Source organism: uncultured Chryseobacterium sp., assembly GCF_913776365.1.
Taxonomy (GTDB): Bacteria; Bacteroidota; Bacteroidia; order Flavobacteriales; family Weeksellaceae; genus Chryseobacterium.
Genome location: NZ_CAJYMO010000255.1, coordinates 22,526 through 43,161, shown reverse-complemented (window position 1 = coordinate 43,161; position 20,636 = coordinate 22,526). Strand labels below are relative to the sequence as shown.

General features: G+C 43.9%; 18 protein-coding genes. 7 read left to right on the top strand and 11 right to left on the bottom strand.

The features are described 5' to 3' along the window. From QZ735_RS13275 to QZ735_RS13240, 8 genes are all read right to left on the bottom strand, one after another. The coding region (locus QZ735_RS13275; RefSeq protein WP_294249279.1) for a hypothetical protein at nucleotides 1-638 on the bottom strand (638 nt) is incomplete at its 3' end. Nucleotides 639-872: 234 nt separating this feature from the next. Next, on the bottom strand, nucleotides 873-1,931 hold the full coding sequence (locus tag QZ735_RS13270) for an SH3 domain-containing protein (protein ID WP_294249278.1): 1,059 nt from the start codon (nucleotides 1,929-1,931) through the stop codon (nucleotides 873-875). A gap of 4 nt (nucleotides 1,932-1,935) precedes the next feature. Beyond that, complete coding sequence (locus tag QZ735_RS13265) at nucleotides 1,936-3,846, bottom strand: L,D-transpeptidase (protein WP_294249276.1); 1,911 nt, start codon at nucleotides 3,844-3,846, stop codon at nucleotides 1,936-1,938. A gap of 132 nt (nucleotides 3,847-3,978) precedes the next feature. Further along, nucleotides 3,979-4,458 (bottom strand): hypothetical protein, encoded by a 480-nt coding sequence (locus QZ735_RS13260; RefSeq protein WP_294249274.1) that lies wholly within the window; start codon nucleotides 4,456-4,458, stop codon nucleotides 3,979-3,981. A 22-nt stretch (nucleotides 4,459-4,480) separates the two neighbouring features. After that, nucleotides 4,481-4,972 carry a DUF4280 domain-containing protein gene (locus QZ735_RS13255; protein ID WP_294249272.1) on the bottom strand — a complete coding sequence of 164 codons (492 nt, stop codon included), beginning with the start codon at nucleotides 4,970-4,972 and terminating at the stop codon, nucleotides 4,481-4,483. 21 nt (nucleotides 4,973-4,993) lie between these two features. Beyond that, nucleotides 4,994-6,070, bottom strand: a complete 1,077-nt coding sequence (locus QZ735_RS13250) for a hypothetical protein (RefSeq protein ID WP_294249270.1) — start codon at nucleotides 6,068-6,070, stop codon at nucleotides 4,994-4,996. A 424-nt stretch (nucleotides 6,071-6,494) separates the two neighbouring features. Then, the gene (mnmE, locus tag QZ735_RS13245) at nucleotides 6,495-7,880 is read right to left on the bottom strand and encodes a tRNA uridine-5-carboxymethylaminomethyl(34) synthesis GTPase MnmE (protein ID WP_294249268.1); all 1,386 of its coding nucleotides are present in this window, start codon (nucleotides 7,878-7,880) and stop codon (nucleotides 6,495-6,497) included. A 999-nt stretch (nucleotides 7,881-8,879) separates the two neighbouring features. Next, a complete protein-coding gene (locus tag QZ735_RS13240) occupies nucleotides 8,880-10,649 on the bottom strand; it encodes an aminopeptidase P family protein (protein ID WP_294249265.1) in 1,770 nt (589 codons plus the stop codon). A 436-nt stretch (nucleotides 10,650-11,085) separates the two neighbouring features. Between QZ735_RS13240 and QZ735_RS13235 the strand changes: the two genes are divergently transcribed. The 6 genes from QZ735_RS13235 to QZ735_RS13210 all read left to right on the top strand — a co-directional run bounded on the left by QZ735_RS13235 (nucleotide 11,086) and on the right by QZ735_RS13210 (nucleotide 15,871). Then, the gene (locus tag QZ735_RS13235; protein WP_294249263.1) at nucleotides 11,086-11,523 is read left to right on the top strand and encodes a DUF6526 family protein; all 438 of its coding nucleotides are present in this window, start codon (nucleotides 11,086-11,088) and stop codon (nucleotides 11,521-11,523) included. A gap of 31 nt (nucleotides 11,524-11,554) precedes the next feature. Beyond that, nucleotides 11,555-11,722, top strand: coding sequence for a phosphatidate cytidylyltransferase (locus QZ735_RS13230; RefSeq protein WP_294249261.1), 168 nt, complete (start codon nucleotides 11,555-11,557; stop codon nucleotides 11,720-11,722). Nucleotides 11,723-11,731: 9 nt separating this feature from the next. Next, on the top strand, nucleotides 11,732-12,835 hold the full coding sequence (locus QZ735_RS13225; protein ID WP_294249259.1) for a DNA topoisomerase IB: 1,104 nt from the start codon (nucleotides 11,732-11,734) through the stop codon (nucleotides 12,833-12,835). A gap of 414 nt (nucleotides 12,836-13,249) precedes the next feature. Continuing rightward, on the top strand, nucleotides 13,250-14,875 hold the full coding sequence (gene pruA, locus QZ735_RS13220; protein WP_294249257.1) for an L-glutamate gamma-semialdehyde dehydrogenase: 1,626 nt from the start codon (nucleotides 13,250-13,252) through the stop codon (nucleotides 14,873-14,875). 181 nt (nucleotides 14,876-15,056) lie between these two features. Further along, on the top strand, nucleotides 15,057-15,287 hold the full coding sequence (locus tag QZ735_RS13215) for a cytochrome C551 (protein WP_294249255.1): 231 nt from the start codon (nucleotides 15,057-15,059) through the stop codon (nucleotides 15,285-15,287). 380 nt (nucleotides 15,288-15,667) lie between these two features. Next, a complete protein-coding gene (locus QZ735_RS13210; RefSeq protein ID WP_294249252.1) occupies nucleotides 15,668-15,871 on the top strand; it encodes a hypothetical protein in 204 nt (67 codons plus the stop codon). Nucleotides 15,872-15,966: 95 nt separating this feature from the next. On the opposite strand, the gene QZ735_RS13205 is transcribed toward QZ735_RS13210, so the two are convergent. Beyond that, complete coding sequence (locus QZ735_RS13205; protein ID WP_294249250.1) at nucleotides 15,967-16,860, bottom strand: hypothetical protein; 894 nt, start codon at nucleotides 16,858-16,860, stop codon at nucleotides 15,967-15,969. Nucleotides 16,861-17,142: 282 nt separating this feature from the next. Further along, nucleotides 17,143-18,072 carry an AraC family transcriptional regulator gene (locus tag QZ735_RS13200; RefSeq protein WP_294249248.1) on the bottom strand — a complete coding sequence of 310 codons (930 nt, stop codon included), beginning with the start codon at nucleotides 18,070-18,072 and terminating at the stop codon, nucleotides 17,143-17,145. A 233-nt stretch (nucleotides 18,073-18,305) separates the two neighbouring features. Between QZ735_RS13200 and QZ735_RS13195 the strand changes: the two genes are divergently transcribed. Next, the gene (locus tag QZ735_RS13195; protein WP_294249247.1) at nucleotides 18,306-19,475 is read left to right on the top strand and encodes a thioredoxin family protein; all 1,170 of its coding nucleotides are present in this window, start codon (nucleotides 18,306-18,308) and stop codon (nucleotides 19,473-19,475) included. Between the two features lie 88 nt (nucleotides 19,476-19,563). On the opposite strand, the gene QZ735_RS13190 is transcribed toward QZ735_RS13195, so the two are convergent. Continuing rightward, entirely contained in the window at nucleotides 19,564-20,586 is a 1,023-nt protein-coding gene (locus QZ735_RS13190; RefSeq protein ID WP_294249245.1) for a 3-oxoacyl-ACP synthase III family protein, read from the bottom strand. Between the last annotated feature and the right edge of the window lie 50 nt (nucleotides 20,587-20,636).

Genomic DNA, 20,636 nt, shown 5'->3' with positions numbered 1-20,636 from the left:
TAACAGATCCAAAAGCTATAATAGCTCTTTTTTAATTGTCTAGAATTTAAATCTGTACCTATTTTAGTAAAACCATACTTTACTAATCTGTCTGTATCATAATATTCTATTGCATGTCCATATATATTGCTTATTCCTCGTATATGAATAGCTAATATTACATATCTGTCAGTGCCGCCGTCTCTGCCCTTGTCAAACATCTTTTTCGTGAGCTGCAGGCGGATGTAATTTTCATCGCCTGTCAGGATCCAGCTGCTGTCGTAAATCAGGTCATGGGTCCAGAGAAGGTTGTCCTGTTCCCAGACTTTTACCCTGACTTTTTTATGGTTCATGTTCCGGGCCGTGATCTTCATGACCGCCGTGCTTCCTACCCTGGAAGAATGAAGCCTGTTGCCGGCCGCATCCACAAACCCGGCATGCAAAAGTTTTTCCCGGTCGTCACTCCGGCTTTCCCCGCCTATGGTGACAGGGAATTTCGGAGAATCGGGACGGGGCTTTGGCTTTTCCGGAACGGCTTTTACCTTCGGAGGGCGTGCAGCCTTTCTTTCCGGCGTATTGCTTTGTAAAGAATCCGGATGATGCATAGGATTGGCCATATTCACATTCGGGCTGGCTTTCTGTATGTTTCGGCTGACCACATCTGCCGTTACATAATATTCATGGGCCGCTCCTTCACTTCTGTCACCCGGTGCTGTCCACGCATTAATGATATGTATTTTAATCTAAGTACTTGGTCTCAATTAGTTTACATTATTAAAAAACATTTAAATATTTGAAAATAAATATTTTAAGTAAATAATCAGGCAAATATTAATATAAAATATATAGACATGAGTACTAATTAATACATTTATAAATAATGGTCACAAAGATTAATATTTTACTCTGCTTCTATGGACATACCCTTCCTTTCCCTCTTTGGTCTTTACTAAAATCCACTCTCCGGAATTATCTAAAACGCCAATATGCTCTCCTGAATTTATTTTCTGTAATATTTCAGATGACGCGCTTTTATCTTTGCGGAGATTTGTAAATCCGTCGGGATCCTGAATGGTATAAATCTGTACACTATCATTGGTATTAATTATATACTTCTTTAAAGTAGGCAAAATATTAACCTTAAAATATATCGATTCCATTGTATTTAAATGGGTAGTGAACTCATCACTAAAAAATAATTCATATATATTTGTAAACCTGACCGTTTTATTTTCCCATCCCGAATATAAAGACGGAGAAAATTTAATATCTGATTTTGGGAATTTCTTTAATTGTAAACTTAAATTCTTATCCCTTATTTCATTTTCAAATTCTTTATTTAATAATATTTTTTTCTCATTCCCTACAATAAATCCCATATTTTCAGCGAAAAAAAGTTGTGGAACCAGATAATCTTCGCTTTCCGACATGATATAATCAACAATACCCTTATCATTATATTTAGTGCCTTGCTTTATAAAGAAAGCTGGATCTGTAAGAAACAATTCTATCAAATATTCATGTAATAATTCTATTCCATCTAAAGATAATTCAGGAATTTTTGAACATTCTGATAACAGGAAAAAAGCATTGCTGTCTTTTAGTTGCTGAATTCTGATCATTAATAATTTTACAAATAATGTAGTTTTAAAATCGTCTTCATTCTCACGGTTTTTCAAATACCTGAAAAAGTTTTCCCTGTAGTTGTTATCTAATAAATCGTTTATATAAATATCTTCCAAATAAGTTTCTTTATATTTATACTGTTTTAAGCTAATATCATCTGTTTCAAAGAGTGATGTTCTTATAGTTATACCATCTTTTAATCTCTTATTTTCACTTACTTTATTCGTATTGTTGATCATCTGGTGTTTATTATTTTCTTTATTTTGACAATTACTTATAACCGATAAGAATCCTAAAAAAAATATTTTCAATAATTTATGTACCATTTTATTATCTTTTTAAAATTAACTTACCCGGTTTGATGTTTGGATAATTTGTATGATACTCCACCCACCAGTCGTAGAATCTTTTTGCATCGGAATCCCATATCCTAATACAACCATGGGTCCTTAATAAATTTGGATTAGTTCTTGCAGTAAATATTTTAGTTTCCTGTCTTCCTCCATGTATTCTTATTAAAGAACGTCCGCTTTTATCAGCTTCATCTCCTGATCCTTTAATAGGCTCAAATGATAAACGAGGATTTGGTCCGTACGAGGTACGTTTATCTCCAGATGATGAACCCATAATAAATGGTGCTGATGAAATTTGATATGTACCAAATGGTGCATCTGAATCGGTTATATTTCTATTTTCACCTGCTATACCTTCCAGTAAACAGTCAGAAATAGATAGAACTTCTTTCCCATTATGATCATATACTTCAATTTTACCTCTTCGACAATTAGGTCTAACAGGTGTTTTTTCAATATGTTTACATTTACTACCTGTATATTTTTCTGTTACCACCACATTCCAAGTACCTTTAATAGACAACGGTTTAGTAACTAATATTTTCTTATCACATATAAAATTTTGGACTTTATTATTTTTTTCTTTTTCATACCAAATTTGTATATTTTTTGTTATTTCCCAAACATATGTTTTACCACTTTCTTCTTTACCTTCTTTATGAAAAATGGGGTTGGCAGAGTAAGCTACATTTCTCCAATAATTTAAATCTTTTATTAGTTTACCATTTTTGTAAGAAATAGGTAAACTGTTATCAAACACAATATGATTGGGTTCATTTCCTTTACCACAGTCAATAGGAAATAATATTGCCAAATAAAAATCTGATAAAGTATTCAGTTTGCCTTTCTTTTTTGCTAAATACTTCTCAACGTAATCTAACTGATCTATCTGATTCATTTTTATTAAGTGGCTTCTTGTTGTTCCTATATTTTTAGCAGCATCTTTTCCAATTTGTATCAATCCAACATAGCCTTCTTTTTCCTCATTTTTATGTTTTTTGAATGTTCCACAAGTTGGATCAAAAGTTCCACCCGTTTCATGAGCCATTGCTGTCATAAAATTATCGGCATCAAAACCTTGTCTTTTAGAGATTTCAACAACTTTTCTCCTGAATTCACAGCTTACCTTTCCTCCCCAAACCAAATCCCTGTACTGTTCTTTACAGATACACGTGGTACCTGTCTTGGTTTGCTCCGGTTCATCAACCACACTCACGCTCCTCCCTTTCTCCGCTTTCATGGGTACAGCATCCAGTGAAACGGGCAGTACCTCAGAAGTTACGGAGGTTTCATGGTGGATCACCTCGATGAAATAATCCTGCCGGCTGCTGTCCGTACCGCCGTCTCTGGCCTTATCAAACATTTTTTTTGTAAGCTGCAGGCGGATGTAATTTTCGTCGCCTGTCAGTATCCAGCTGCTGTCATAGATCAGGTCATGGGTCCAGAGAAGGTTGTCCTGTTCCCAGACTTTTACCCTGACTTTTTTATGGTTCATGTTCCGGGCCGTGATCTTCATAACCGCCGTGCTCCCCACCCTGGAAGAATGAAGCCTCTTGCCGGCCGCATCTACAAATTCGGCCTGCAAAAGCTGTTCCCGGTCGTCACGCCGGCTTTCCCCGCCTGTGGTGACAGGAAATTTCGGAGAATCGGGATGGGGCTTTGGCTTTTCCGGAACGGGTTTCGCCTTCGGAGGGCGTGCAGCCTTCCTTTCCGGCAGCTTGTTTTGTAAAGGAGGATCCGGATGACGCATAGGATTGGCCACATTCATATTCGGGCTGGCTTTCTGTATGCCTCGGCTGACCACATCTGCCGTCACATAATATTCATGGGCCGCTCCTTCACTTATGTCACCCGGTGCCATCCGCGCATTGGCGATCACAACGGCCATGGTATACGACGGCAGCCTGAACACCACTCCCGCAACCCCTCTGCTATTGACAATCCCCAGCAGAGGAATCAGGTTGATTTTATTCAGGGCATTGACAGCAGGGTTATGTCCCGGCCCCCGAGCATCGTCTTCTCATAGGGTAAAAGCCACCTGCATATTGAACATTTCCACGCAACAGGCCCTTGCGATAACGGTGTCCCGGTAACTCAGGACCTTTCCTTTAGGCAACGGCCGGTAATTGACATCCAGAAGCTCCACTTTCAGGAGTTTCGGTTCTTTTGCCCGCTGCGGATAAACGACCAGCTCCGCCGTATGCTGCCCCTGGCGTGCAACGATCTTGATCCCTCTGTGCATCAGGCTTTTCTGCCCGAAGGTATACGGAACAGTCTGTCCTTCTTTAGCACTTCCGCCTTTCCGCCAGTCTGTTCCGGTCTTCACCATCACTTCCCAGTGTGTTCCGGAAGCCTGTAAAGGGTTTTCATACAGCAGGCCCGACGGGTTCAGCCAATGCTCATGAAGATGGCCATTATTTTCATCGGCGAAAGAAACGGAGTACATTTCTTTCTGCCCGATCACGGGACGGGTATTTCCTGAAATCATTAATTTTCTCATAAGTTGTGTAACTCTGTGTTTATTATATACAGATTCCCGGGTCATCGTCCTGCTCATCCCGGAATTCCCCGTAGTGAAAGACCGGATTGATGTTCCGCTGCTCTTCCGGGTCGGCATTTCTTATGTTCTGACGGGTCATTTCTGACGTCTGCCCATGCTGCATGACAGTAATCTTTCCGCCTGCTGTGCACATCAGTTCGGAAATCTCCGTAACACAGCTTTTTCCCATGACCTTCACTTTATCATAGGTATTCTGCCATTTCCCGGCGGGTGCAAAAACACACGGATTCCCATTCTGCAATGAACAGCTTCCGAAAGGAGCCGTGGAAGGCTGAAAGGCGACGTCTTCTTCCGTTACAGCCAGGTAAGCGGAGGTTCCTTCTTCGTCATTCCAGTAATGTTTCTGATGGGAAGTGACGTTAAAACCGGGAAATGCGGTTCCTTTACTGCACACCGCTTTCCCTCTTGCGACAACGAAGTGCCTGCTGTTGTGGGGTGATGAATTTTCTGACATCGTATGATTGTGTTTATGGATTTAAGAATGATCTGCCGCTCTTTCAAGTAAAAAAACCTCTTTCCCGGTATTCCCATTGGCGAAATTTTTAAAAACGGCTTCTATTCTCCGTAAGGTATAGTCTTTCCTGCTGAACGTATATTCGGAATAATGCTCACAGTCTATGGAATGTTCATCCGGAGCAACTGTTGGGCTATAGTCCGGATCCATAATAAAAAGGTCTTCCAGGCTCCGGGGATCACAGGAAATGCCTGCCTGCCTGATCCTGATGAATCCGTCTCCCGGATGTTCTTTGGGAAGAAGGGTATTCCGGAGCTCAAAGCAGACCGGCTGTGCTTCAGCTATCCAGGGATAAAAGGCACGATAGGCCGGCGAACCGGTCCAGTCCTCCAGTTTCATCTCATAAAATGGACCGAACAGCAATGAGCTCAGTAAAGTACAGCTGAATCTCCCGGAAATTACATCGGGATCTTCAGCCATCTTCTTCAGGGTCCCGATATAGTTCAACGCATAATGGTCTTCAAAGTGTTGTTCTATGGCTTCCCATCCGGAAACAAGCAGTTCCGGGCTGCCGGTCAGCGCTGCTTTGTGAATTTTGCCCTGTGGGGTAACCATCATCCGCACCGGATACAGGTTTTCCATGCACATTCCGGCTAATGTCGAAATCTTGCTGTCTGAAAGGTCCCCGTTTTTCCTGAAATCAGAAGCTGTAAGCAGGTAATGGTAAAGACCGTGTCTTACCCCTTCAAAATCCAGACGGATATCCTGCTCATAGGTACCGGCGATGTCATCATTGAAATAACAGGTCCGGGAAATATGGTACATTCCTTCCCACCCCGGATAGTTCCACGGGAACCTGCCGTCAGCCGGAAAATCATAAAAGCTTTCGTTGTTCTCCCGTATGTTGCGGTTGATTTCGGCCACCTCCTCAGCGGTTGGAATAAAAAACCGGGTCCCTCCAATCAGATTTCCTTCGGAGCGCTCTGCTGCAGGGCAGTGCCGGTTATGGAAATCCAGCAGGTATTCAGGGTTTTCGATACGGAGTTCCTCACACAGTCCGGCAAGGGTTTGTCCTGGAAATAATCTGTACACCATCATTCCTATTTTTTTGTGTCAAATGCAATTTACAAATTTTCCGGAAATGTGGTATCATAAAATATTAATTCTTTCGAGACAAATTACCCATTTAAAACATTGTAAAACAAAATATTAAACGACAAAATGAATTATGTTAAATAGAAAATATCTTGAATCTGTAAAAATCTATTTTGAGGAGCAGGTGCTCTGTTTTTCTATGAACAAACAGATGTATAATTTCTAATAAAGTGACTATTTAATAAAGTATGAGATATGGCAAAGGATAAATGTGCAGAATATTTGATAAATACATTCGGAGCAAAGAAATTATTCACTTCTTCCATTTTCTTACATGAGCAAAAGCCCTCTTTTCAAAAGAAGGCTTTTCACAGTTATCGTAGAACCGAAAGGTTTATAGAATTAATTTGGTTGAAGAGAATGAAATTTATTTCCCGATACAAAACTTCGAAAAAATATTCCCCAGCACCTCATCATTCGTCACTTCCCCTGAAATCTCACCGAGATGTTCCAGCGCATTGCGCAGCTCGTAGGCCAGGAGTTCGGTGGAGATACGGAAGGTGATGGCCTCATGGACTTTGTGGACGGCGTCCATGGATTTGCGGAGGGCTTCGAAGTGGCGCTGGTTGGTGATGACCACATTGTTTTCCGCAGCTTTCAGCTGTTCCACGTAAGAAGACAGTTCGTTTTTAAGATCCTGGATATTTTGGTTTTCGACGGCAGAAATTTTGATGAAATCAAATTCGTGGGTAAGTGCCTGTCGGAAAGTATCTTCTACTTTCTCATATTGGGTCGGCATCACCTCATCGATTTTCGTGGCGCAGATGATCAGTTTCAGGTCATCGCGTACCAACGATTGGATCATTTCGATATCTTCCGAAAAATCGGCGGTTCCGGCATCGGCCAGGTAGACCAGGATATTGGCATTCGCTACCTTTTCCCGGGCTTTTTTTACCCCGATGGCTTCGATTTCATCCATCGTCTCACGCAATCCGGCGGTATCGATCAGGCGGAAAGCATGGCCTTTGATGTGCAACACTTCCTCGATCGTATCCCGCGTGGTTCCGGCAATATTGCTCACAATCGCCCGCTCTTCTTTCAGCAAGGCGTTCAGCAGGGTAGATTTCCCGGCATTCGGTTTTCCGATGATGGCAACGGCAGTCCCGTTTTTAATGGCATTCCCGTACTGGAAGCTTTCGATCAGGGAATTCAGTTTCAGTTCTATTTTGTTGAGGAGCTGCGTCAGGGCCGAGCGGTCGGCAAACTCCACGTCTTCTTCCGCAAAGTCCAGCTCCAGTTCGATCAGCGATACGAAATTGAGCAGGTCGGTCCTCAGAAAGGAAATCTCGTTGGTGATGCCGCCTTTCAGCTGGCTGATGGCCACTTTCCTTGACGCTTCGTTTTCGGAGGCAATCACATCGGCAATAGCCTCGGCCTGAGACAGGTCGATCCGGCCGTTGATGAAGGCCCGCAGGGTGAATTCACCGGCCTTGGCCATACGGGCCCCGTTTTTAATCAGTGTTTCCAGAATACGTTTCCCGATATGCGGCGAGCCGTGAAAGACAATCTCCACGGAGTTTTCGGTTGTAAAGCTCTTCGGCGCCAGGAAAATCGACAGCATCACCTCATCGATCGCCTCTTCCCCATCCATAAAATAGCCGTAATGAATCGTGTGGGATTTCTGTTTGGCCAGATTTTTCCCCGGAAAAGATTTCTGAACCACAGATAAAGCTTCATTTCCTGAAACGCGGATAATTCCCAATGCCCCTACGCCGTTGGCCGTGGCCAGCGCACAAATCGTATCGTTATTCATGCTGCAAATTTACGGTTTTTAATCGCAACCCGCCATACCGTTTGTCTATTGCCGCAATCGGGTGCCGCGCGGGAACCAAATGCCCGGCGGGCGATATGTCCGGCCTTCAGATCATAAAGACTCCTCAATCCGGTGAATATCGGTATTCCCGAATTTTTTCAACCATCGGCTTCTGAATAGATTCAGTTTTTTTCAGGAGCTTGATCCGGCTCTCCGCTCATACTCCTCGCGCCCTTTCTTTCCGGGCTGGGTCCGGGCTTTTCCCGCTGCCTGCTGCGGGGTAACCGCTAGGATCCGGGCTAGGGCGGCAGTTTCCTTCTTTTGCAGCAGCCTTGCCTACATTCTGTTTTTCGCATCAGGATTACAATACGGAACCGTTCAGAGAGGGACTGCAGACTAAACCTATAAGGTTTTTAAAACCTTATAGGTTTAGTCTGGCCATCTCAGGGCCGGAAGATCTGTTTACATTACTGTGCGTGGGCACGGGCGTGACGCCCGCGCCAGCGACAAAGGCTGTTTAGAGCAGACCAAAAATTGACAATTGACCAGCAAAGCGGATTGACCATTGACAAATAAACGGTGAGTTTCGTGCTGCAAGTCAATTCTGCTCCGCAGGTGAATTTCAGACTGAGTTTAAATTGACCATTGACCAGCAAAGTGGATTGACCATTGACCCTTCAGCATAAATAAAACCAAACCTTACATTTCCCCGGAACTGTTTAATAACAGGTTATCTCCTAGCCCCGATAGGAACGGCATCCTTTTTCTGTAAAGGCATCCGGCAGCGGCGAAAAAGATACAGTGGATAGCGGGAATCAGCTCCTGAAAAACAGGCCGGTCCGGAATTCTTTCTTTGTATTCTAACAGGCTTCCCTGACTGATATATCGCCGGAACTGCTGACGAAACCAGTCACCATCGTATATAAAAAGCCGTCAGGAAAATTCCTGACGGCCGGTATGTTGCGCAACGGCTGCCGTTGCATTCTTATCTTCTGTTTTCTAAAGCGGGCTTACCAGCTCCAGGAACCATTCTTTCACTTCTCCTTCCAGGAACGGAGCCAGCTTTTCTTCACAGGTGCTGTGATAGGCATTCAGCCAGGCTATTTCATTTTCAGACAGGATTTCCTTTACAATGGTATCCTTGAAGAACGGGCAGAACGTCAGCGTTTCAAATTCATAGAACGTACCGTGGATGGTCTTCTCAGCTTCTTTCACCGCAATCAGGTTTTCATGACGGATCCCGTATTCGCCTTCCAGGTAGTATCCCGGTTCGTTGGAGCACACCATTCCCGGAAGAAGGTCCTGCGGATTCATATCTTTCCTGATGTTCTGAGGCCCTTCATGGACATTCATGAAGCTTCCGACACCGTGGCCGGTCCCGTGGTTGAAATCTTTTCCTTCCATCCACAGCGGCAGCCTGGCAATGGCATCCAGATGCACGCCCTTTGTCCCTTTGGGGAATTTCACCATCGACAGGCGGATAAGCCCCTGCAGCACCAGCGTGGAATTTCTTTTGAAGTCTTCGGAAACACTTCCCAATGCGAAAGTCCTGGTAATATCCGTTGTTCCTTCCAGGTACTGGCCGCCTGAATCCACCAGGATGCTGGAATCATTCGTCACTTCCTTGCTGCCTTCACTTTTCGCGGAATAGTGCATGATGGCACCGTTGTCCTTGTATCCGACGATGCTTCCGAAACTTTCCCCGACAAAGTTCTCTCCTTCTGCGCGGAAGCCTCTCAGCTTTTCCCCGATGGAATACTCAGTCATTGCTTCTTTTCCGGCCTGGTGGGTAAGCCAATACAGGAACTTTACCATGGCTACCCCATCGCGTACCATAACTTTACGGAAGCCTTCCAGTTCAGCCTCGTTTTTCTGCGCCTTCATCAGGTTTCCCGGAACCGCAGCCTTGATGAACTGATTGTCTTCTTTCAGAAGCTCGAAAATAGACTGGTTGGCCGTAGGGGAAACCAGTACCTTTTCATTCTTGAATTCTTTCAGGCAGTTGGCAAACTCTTCATAAGGTTTCATCTTCACCCAGGCTTCATCAAGCTGTTTTCTGGCATCGACTTCCATTTTCTCAAGATCGGTAAACAGGAATGCTTCGTTCTTGGTGATGACCATATATCCCAGGAACACCGGGTTGCTTTCTACATCGCTGCCTCTCAGGTTCAGGGTCCAGGCCACGTCGTCCAGGCTGGAGATTACGTGTACGGTAGCTTCCTGCTCTTCCATCTTCTGGCGGATGGCTGCAATCTTATCAATTACGGATTTCCCGGCTCTTTCTACCGGATGTACATAGATCGGGTTTTTCGAAGGGGTCCCGCGGTCTTTCCAGATTTCTTTCAGCAGCGGGAGATCAGCGAGGGTAATATTCTTTGCATTTAACTTTTGGGTAAGCAGTTCCCAGTTGACATGGGAAGTGGCCATGGCATTCACCGCTACTTTCCCGTTTTCGGGAATCTCGGAGATGATCCAGTCGATATAATTCGGGGTACCTTCCATCCCGTCTTTGAAGAGATCGATCCCTGAGCCGTCCAGTTCAATAGGGGCCTGGGTGAAATACCGTCCGTCTGTCCAGAGCCCGGCTTTGTCTTTGGTAACTACCACAAAACCTGCAGAGCCGAGGAATCCTGAAAGCCAGGCTCTTTCCTGCCATTCCCGGGGAAGATATTCGCTCATGTGCGGGTCTGCAGAATACACGATAAAGGCATCCACATTATTTTTCTGCATCTCTTCGCGGAGTGCGGCCACTTTTTCCTTTGAAGTCATTTTGTTCTTGTTTTTAAAAAAGTGAAGGTACGAATTTTTAGCGTTTGCCCGGCGGCTGTACCGATTTTAAAAACCAGACTGAATAAATCACGTACGAATATCATATCGGTTATCAATCCGGAACATCGATAAATACAACGCACCTTAAGCAAACCGTAACCTGGTATTTTTCGTGATTCTTAACCGATCCACCAGTGATCCCTGTGCAGAATGGCTCTCTCTGACATCCGGTTCATTCATTATGCAGTATTCTTCAGCCTCATTTCTGCATTTATGTTTTACATTATACTTTTACGTCTTTACATTTATTTTCTTTCATATTATTCAACAGCAGCCTATCTATTCCGGATACTATTGACAATAAGATCCGGTGACTGGTCATCACGTTATTTCACAAAAATTAACATTTTGGAAGGGTTCTTGCATAAGGTGAAATATGGAACACCAGAATTACAGAAACCACCGGAAATTTTATCCTCCGCATCACTTTATTTATCTGCCGTTGCTGCTTATTTTATTGGGAGTCGGCATCTATAAAAGCCTGGATGATGAAACCCACCAGCTTCCCTGGATCCTGTTTTCCGTTTCGGTATTCCTGATCCTGTATCTTGCCATCATGGTACGTCAGCATTACGCGCTTGGTCTTCAGGACAGGATCGTAAGGCTTGAATTTAGGCAACGGTATTTTGAAATTTTCGGGCTGCGGTCCGATTCCGCCGAAGCCGGACTCTCATTCAATCAGATTGCAGCCTTACGGTTTGCCCACGATGATGAATTTAAAGCGCTTCTGGAAAAAGCATTAAAGGAAAATATTTCCGGGGATGAAATTAAGAAATCCATCAGGAACTGGCGGTCAGACCACAGCAGAATTTAATTAATATTATAACAACCAAACATAAACGATCATGAAAAAATGGAGCTTATACAGCATCACGATGCTGAGTTTACTGACATTAACAAGCTGCGAAGCAGTAGAGACAATTTTTAAGGCCGGAATGTGGTGGGGAATCATCGTAGTAGTTGCCGTGATAGCCGTTATTTTATGGCTGTTTTCAAGGGGTAGGAACTCTTAACCAGACCGTATGGAAAATTCAGACTTAGAAATTATTTCCCATCTGAAGCCCTCGAAAATTGTAAAAATTATGAAAGATCCGGTGGCTTCTGCAAAGGCGGTACATCTTATTTATACCTCCGATGCAGAAACAGCCGGTATTACCCGGAAGAAGGCCGGTAAAAAGTATGCGTATTACAGGGATGGGGAAAAGATCAAAAACAAGGAAGAAATTACCCGGATCAACAAGCTGGTCATTCCTCCCGCCTGGGAAAATGTCTGGATTTGCGCTCTGGATAACGGCCATCTTCAGGCTACCGGCATCGATCTGAAAAACAGGAAACAGTACCGCTACCATCCGCTATGGAATGCCCTGAGAAACCATACCAAGTTTTACAGGATGCTGCAGTTCGGCTATGCCCTTCCCAACATCAGACTGCATGTGGAAAAAGACCTTGCATTACGTAATTTTGAAAAACGTAAGATTCTGGCACTCATTGTCAGCCTGATGCAGAGAACCAATATCCGGATCGGTAACAATGCGTATGAAAAACTGTACGGCTCTTTCGGACTTACGACGCTGAAAGATAAGCATGTTAAAATCAAAGGCCAGAAAATCAATTTTTCCTTTAAAGGGAAAAAGGGCGTGATGCACAATATCGACCTGAAGAATAAAAAACTGGCCCGTCTGGTCCAGAAATGCAAAGATATTCCGGGAAAGGAACTGTTCCAGTATATTGACGATGAAGGAAACCGGCATTGTGTAGATTCCGGAATGGTAAACGAATACATCAAGGAAATCAGTGGTGAAGATTTTACGGCAAAAGACTTCAGGACATGGTCCGGAACGGTGAGTGCCCTGATCGCCTTCAAGGAAATCGGGTATGCGGAAACCCATTCCGATTATAAGAAAAAAGTAAAGGAGGCGCTGGAGATGGTAGCTTCCCACCTTGGAAATACCAGCACGATATGCAAAAAATATTATGTGCATCCATTGGTAATCAATCTGTATGAAAACAACACCATCAAGAAATACCTGGATGAACTTGATCAAATCGAGGAAAACGACGGCAAGGCGGATCTGACACATGAGGAAAAGCTGGTGCTGAAAATTCTTGAAAATGAAAAACTCTGACCCATACAGCGGATGATGTCCATTCGCTGCATTGCTTAATGGTCAATCCGCTGCGCTGGTCAGTGGTCAATTTTCAGACTATAAAAATTCACCTGCGCAGCAGAATCGACTCAGAAGGCGGAATTCACCATTCACGCTTTGTCAATGCTCAATCCGCTGCGCTTGTCAATGATCAATTTTAAGACTAGTAAAATTCACCTGCGCAGCAGAATTGACCCGCATGGCGGAATTCACCATTCACTTTGTCAAAAGTCAATCTCTGATAAAGCCGGAATATTCACCTGCGCAGCAGAATTGATCCGCAGAGCGGAATTCACCATGGGTCTGCACGCCAAATTCGCCGTTCTGTCATTGCCATCGGCCGGGATAAATGTTGTAAATTTGCAGAGCAATAGTAAAATAATACAACATCATATGTCTAAAGCAATTTCACAAGTACCGTTTGCGGTAAACGAGCCGGTGAACACCTATGCTCCCGGAACTCCTGAAGTCAAAAGCCTGATCGCCAGATACAAAAAAATGTGGTCTGAAAAATTGGAAATCCCGATGGTTATTAACGGAAAGGAAGTAACCACCGGAGATAAAGTACAGCTTCAGTCCCCTCAGGACCACGCCCATGATTTCGGGTTTTATCACAGGGGAACGATGCAGCACGTGGACGACGCCATCCAGGCAGCACTGGCTGCAAAAAAGCAGTGGAACGAACTGGGTTGGGAACACCGTGCAGCGATTTTCCTGAAAGCAGCCGATCTTCTGGCCGGGCCTTACCGCGACGTGATCAATGCAGCGACCATGATCGGACAGTCTAAAAACGTTCACCAGGCTGAAATTGATGCTGCCTGTGAATTCATCGACTTCCTGAGATTCAACGTGGAATTCATGACGGAAATGTATTCTGAGCAGCCTGTTTCCGACAGCGGGATCTGGAACCGCGTGGAGTACAGACCGCTGGAAGGCTTCTGCTTTGCCGTAACGCCTTTTAACTTTACCGCCATCTCCGGTAACCTTCCTGCCTGTATGGCCATGCTCGGAAACGTAGTGGTATGGAAACCTTCCGATAAACAGATCTATTCTGCAAAAGTAATCATGGATGTCCTTACAGAGGCCGGGCTTCCTGCCGGAGTCATCAACATGATCTTTACCGACGGTAAAGAGACGGCAGAAAAAGTACTGGCACACAGGGATTTTGCCGGACTTCACTTCACCGGTTCCACCAAAGTGTTCCAGGGAATGTGGAAAATGATCGGTGACAACATCCATAATTACAGAACTTACCCGAGAATCGTTGGGGAAACCGGCGGAAAGGATTTTGTAATCGCCCATCCGTCTGCCAATGCAGAAGCCGTGGCGACCGCTCTGGTAAGAGGAGCTTTTGAATACCAGGGACAGAAATGTTCTGCTGCTTCCAGGGCTTACATCCCACAGTCGCTTTGGGCTGAGGTAAAACAGGTAATGGAGACCCAGATCGGTTCCATCAAAGTGGGATCTCCTGAAGATCCTTCCCATTTTGTAAATGCCGTTATTGATAAAAATTCTTTTGAAAAATGCAAAGGCTATATCGATAGAGCCAATGCCTCAGAAGAAGCAAGTGTGGTAATCGGAGGAAAAACCGATGATTCCAAAGGATGGTTTGTCTACCCTACCGTTATTGAAACCACCAATCCCCAGTACGAAAGTATGGTGGAAGAAATCTTCGGCCCGATCCTGTCTGTTTTTGTTTATGAAGACCAGAAATGGGCTGAAACCCTTGAGCTGGTAGATGCTTCTTCTCCTTATTCCCTGACAGGTTCCGTATTTGCACAAGACCGTTATGCGATCAACGAAGCATTCAAAGCACTGGAAAACGCATCAGGAAATTTCTATATCAACGACAAACCGACCGGTGCCGTAGTAGGCCAGCAGCCTTTCGGCGGCGGAAGGGCATCCGGAACCAATGACAAGGCAGGATCTAAAATGAACCTGTTGAGATGGACTTCCGTAAGAAGTATCAAAGAGACCTTTGTCTCTCCTAAAGATTACAGATATCCTTATCTGGGATAATAAAGAAAAAGATCCAGAAGATCGTATTCTATACAAAACCCCGGAACATACATCCGGGGTTTTTCTGTGCCTGTATCTCGTTTTTAATTTTTTATCAAAGTAATAATTTATAAAACTGATATTTACATTTTTCGGAATAGTTATTGATATGCCCATGCTACAAACCAAAAAATAAAATATTATGAAAAAATTAATGTTAACAGCTTTAGTTTTAGGACTGGTTACCGTTAGCTGCGGAACCAAGGAATCTTCCACTTCAACCAACAATTCGGATTCCGTAACCACGGCTACGGACAATACGATGCAGACAGCCCCTGCAACTACCGATACGATGAGCACCTCATCGATGTCAAATCCGGACAGCATGAAAATGAGAACCGATTCATCCGCTACAGCTACCCCTGCGAGATAGGACTCCGGTTTTTATCGAATAATCGTCCATCAGCTTTTGATGGACTTTTTTGTGCTTCTTCCTATCAGCAGCCTTGAAACAGATTCTCCTGTCCGTATAATCCAGACAGCACTTAAAAGCTATTGACCAATCGCCTGTACCAATCAATCATCAACCATCAACCATCAGCCATCAGCCATCAATCATCAATCATCAATCATCAACCATCAACCATCAATCATCAACCATCAGCCATCAACAATCAACAATCAACAATCAACAATCAACCATCAATCATCAGCCAAAATATACTGAGCCCTCCGAAAGAAATGTAAAACGGATGTTTTATCTTTTATCTTTTATCATTATATTTGATTGTACTAAACATTAAAAGAATTATTATGAAAAAATTACTGGCAGGAGCAGTTTTAGGGCTTCTTTTTTTAGGGAGCTGTGCCCAGAACAAGGAAAAAAGGGAAGAATTCAAAGACGAGCGCGACAAAGAATTCATGCGTAACAACCTTGGAGATACGGCGGCTTCCCATTCTGAATCAGCTGCTGCCGACAGCCTGAAAATGAAATCGGACACCGCAACGGCAAGATAAAAAAACCGCAGCCTGCAGCTGCGGTTTCTCTTTAAAAAATCGTCTGAGCCGGTTTTCTATGATTACCTTTTCAGCGGAAATTCTTTTCAGGCTGTTTATTCGCCCAGATAGATAAAGGTGTTTACTACCAGATAAGCAGATCTGTTGTCTATGGATTTGCCGCCGCCGCCGGTAGGTACCGTCGCGGTCCCCGTTACGGTATGGATGTGGGCTCCTGACGGAGCTGTATTGGCGAGCATCCCGATACCTCCCCATGCATTGGAATTGGGATCCAGCTGATAGCCTCCGGCACCGTTGTTGTTTACCGTAGTCCCGCCCAGCAGGAATCCGCCTTCCGCAGCAGAATGGGTATGCGAACCTGCGCTTTGTGCAATTCCCGTGATGGTTCCTGCAAGATTAACGCTGGGAAGGTTGACCTGATCGATCTTTACGTAGTTGTCTCCCCCTTTACTCCCCGGGATTTCGGCTCCGTTCCTGGATTTGAGGACCCGGTCACTGGCATCCGGGATATTCCCGGAAAATCCGAGCTGTGCCGCCGTTGCTTTTGCGGCATCCGGGAGATCATCAACCGGTCTTCCGTCCAGCAGGTACCAGCCTCCGTGGTCTACAGCCAGCATTGAATTTTTAATATCTCCTGCAGACTGGGTCTGGAAATTACGACCGTCTCCATGCATCGTCTTAATCCATACATTTCCATCGAAATAATACAGCCCGGGAGAAGTCATATTGCCGGTTTTTGCACTCGGAGCATTTACAGGGGCCGTTACGAAAACCATGATTCCTTCATGCTGTGCTGTATACTGGCTGTCTGCTGCTTTAAGCTGGTCGCCTGTGAGTCTTGGGGGAAGTATCCCTTCTGCTGTGGAACCGTCGGTTTTTCCCGCTACGACATCCAGGCTTGCCAGAGGCGATGTAGTATTGATACCTACCTGCGAAAATGCAAGGCCTGAAAATACAGAAGCCATAAGGACTGTAAGTGTTGTTCTCATCCGTTTAATTTTTACTAGTTAATGGTTAATGGCGGCTACAGAATACCGGTTTCGTATTTTGAAGGCCTGCTAGTAAACTTTTCTTAGTTTTAGTGTTTAGGTATGTGCTTCCGGAATGCCATCTCTCTGAGACAGCTGGATGTGAATGGTGTTTGATTGATTGGTTGGTTGTTTATATTCCGCAAGACTTCGGCAAATATATAAAAAGGATTGATTACCCCGTAAAAAGGCCTGTCTGTTTTCATGAAAATGATTAATTATTCCTTTCTGCTATCCAGTTGACTAGCCGTTTTCCTGAAAACTGTTATGTTCTGCCTCCAGCTGTTTGATAAAAGCAGAAGGTGAATAATCCGTTACCGTTTTAAATACCGATGCAAATTTACTATGGGAAGAAAAACCGCATTCGTCCGCAAGGATGCTGATTTTATACTGCCGGTATTTTTCATCGTGAATCAGTTTGTCTAAAATATAATTGATCCGCAGCCGGTTGATATAACTTTTAAAATCAGAACTTTTATGGCGGTTTATTACGTTGGAAAGATACTTGGTATTGGTATTAAGTTCACCGGCCAGGTAAGGCAAAGACATATTTTTACTGTTGTATAGTGTTCCTTTTTCAAATGCCATCAGCAATTCCAGCAGTTTGGCTTCGGTCTCTGAGGTCATCAGGGGCTCGCTCCTTTTTTTCAGAAGATCATCGTCCTCTCTTGCTGCTACTTCTTCTATTGAGATGTTCGAAAAAACATGATCCGTAACCCATGCATCCTGTCCCTGAGTTCTGGAATGGCTTCTGATCATATTCCTGATTCTGGAGCGTTGTTTTTTCTGATGCTTTTTGAAGTAAAAATAAAGCCAGGCAAGAAACAGCAATAATGAAGCAATGATGATGTTCTTCAGCATGCCGATACTGTTGCCGGTCTGAAGAACAGCGGCTGCAGAGACGGTAATGAACGCTGAAGTTCCTGCTGTAAGATCTGCCGGTATCCCATGAAAATACGCCGTGTGGTAGTGGGAGCGGAAGACATCTGCTTTCCGGAAAATTTGCGGTACCTCTGTTAAAGCGTTGTATGGAGTAACAGGAGATTTTCCAGTGCCAGGGTCTTGCTGATATACCTGTAATGTAAAAAAGGTAAATAGAAAAAACACGAAAATGTGAAAAATTTTAGCCATAAAACAGTAAACTATGCTCAGGTTATCATTATAATTCATCATTCCGGGTGGTTTTATCAGTTTTCTGCAAAACTAAGAATAATTTATATTTTAATGAAACTTAATAGTATTGATTAATTTTTTTAACATTTTATTAATATAAAGCGAATTTATTCTATAAAAATATCCGTTTAACTTAAATCAGAAAAATAAATCAAATTGATGCTGTAACTATTTTTAAAACAGACAGACTTATGTATCAGCATTATTATTACATTTGTAATTATTAAAGAAATATGAAAAAATTGACAATATTCTCAGCGCTTTTTATCGGAGCAATGGCATTTGCTCAGGGGATTAAATTTGAAGACAGCAATTTTGCAACCATCCTGGCAAAAGCCAAGAAAGAGAACAAACTGATATTTGTAGATGCCTATGCTTCATGGTGCGGACCATGCAAGCTGATGGTAAAAAATGTATTTCCCCAGAAAGCTGTGGGAGAATATTACAATTCACATTTTGTGAATGCCAAAATTGACATGGAAAAAGGAGAAGGCGTGGATCTTGCCAAAAAATACAATGTAAAAGCCTTCCCTACTTATCTTTTTATCGATGGAAACGGAGAGGTGGTGCACAGGACATTAGGTTATGTTGAAGAAAATGACTTCATCCAGTTTGCCAAAGATGCCGGAGACCCGAACAAAAGGCTGACTGCGCTGAAACAGAAGTTTACCGACGGAGAAAAAGACCCGGAGTTCCTGAAAAACCTGGCTGGCCTTACGCTTTACAGTGATGCCGAGTTTGCCGGTAAAGTAATGGAACGTTATTTCAGCGATAAATCCCAGCTTGACCAGGAGGATATCCAGATGCTGCTTTCGGGAATGCAGAGCAGTGACAGCCCTTTGTACAGAATTTTCCAGTCAAGAAAAGCTGACATCACAAAAGTGCTGCCGGAAGCCAAGTATGAAGCCTTTGACAAGAATATCAAGCTGAATGCCGTGGTTAAAAAATCATACAATGCAGACACCAAAACCTGGAATGACAGCTATTTTATGGCAGAGGCCCAAAATTTCATGCCTAAGGAGGAAGCTGCCAAGATTTTAATGCGGGCAAAAGCAGGCAGGGCACTGAAGAATAAAGATATCGCCACTTACGAAAAACTGACGATGGAACTTTACAAAGACACTTCAGCAGCTACTTCTGAAGAACTGAACTCGCTGGCCTGGAATTATTTTGAAAACGTAACCAACAAAGCGTCTCTGGAGAAAGCGGTTGCCTGGGCACAGGAATCGGTAAAGAAAAGTGAAAGTTATGCCAATACCGATACACTGGCTAACCTGTATAACAAAACCGGTGATAAGAAAAATGCCCGAATCTGGGCGGAAAAATCGGTACAGCTGGCAAAAGCTTCCGGTGAAGATGCCTCCGATACTGAAAAACTGCTGAAAAGCTTACAGATCCAGTAAACAAAAAGTGATTATCATATAAAAGAAGACCGTCTCACAGATTTTGAGACGGTCTTTTCTATTCTTAACCTATGCTTTATAAGGCAGTCTAATATTCAAACAAAACACTACCCCAGGTAAATCCGCTTCCGAAGGCAGACAGCAATACCAGGTCACCCCTTCTTATTTTTCCCTGCTCAATTGCCTCGCTCAAAGCAATCGGGATGGAAGCTGCAGTGGTGTTCCCGTATTTCTGGATATTGTTGAAAACTTTATCGTCCGGAAGTCCGAATTTCTGCTGTACAAACTGGGCAATCCGCAGGTTGGCCTGATGCGGGATGAACATATCAAGATCATCAATGGTTTTACCGGCTTTATCCAATGCTTCCTGCATGGTTTCAGGAAACCGGGTAACGGCATGCTTGAAGACAAAATTTCCGTTCATGACCGGATATACTTCCTTATCGGTCACCTGCTCCGGCTCCCTTCTCATCCGGTCGCTCCATCCGTACTTGGAACCCGGGAACTGGGTGCACAGCTCATCGGCAAACTTTCCTTCAGAATGCATATTTACGGCCAGCACGTCACCGGCGTCATCGTTGATGGTGGCAGAAAGCACGATTGCCCCTGCACCGTCTCCGAAAATAACGGAAACTCCCCTTCCCTCATCGGAAAAATCGAGCCCGAAAGAATGGACTTCCGCGCCTACCACCAGGATGTTTTTGTAAGTGCCCGATTTGATGAACGCATTGGCCACACTCATAGCATACACAAAGCCTGAACACTGGTTCCGGACATCCAGTGCCCCGATGGTATCGCAGCCCAGCATATCCTGGAGCAGCACCCCGCAGCCCGGGAAATAATAGTCCGGTGACAGGGTGGCAAATATAATATAATCGATATCCCTGGAAGTGAGACCGGCATTGGCAATTGCTTTTTCGGAAGCTTTGAATCCCAGGTAGGCTGTCGTCTCCTGCGCATCATTGCGGTTTTTACGGTGCCTTCTTTCCCTGATTCCGGTTCTTTCCGTAATCCATTCGTCATTGGTGGTCATTAATTCAGCTAAATCATCATTCGTAACAATGTTATCCGGAACATGGAATCCGATTCCCTTTATTGTACTTTTAATCATATAGTTTTTTAATTTTGGTAAAGATAAAACTTATTTGATACATAGTTTTT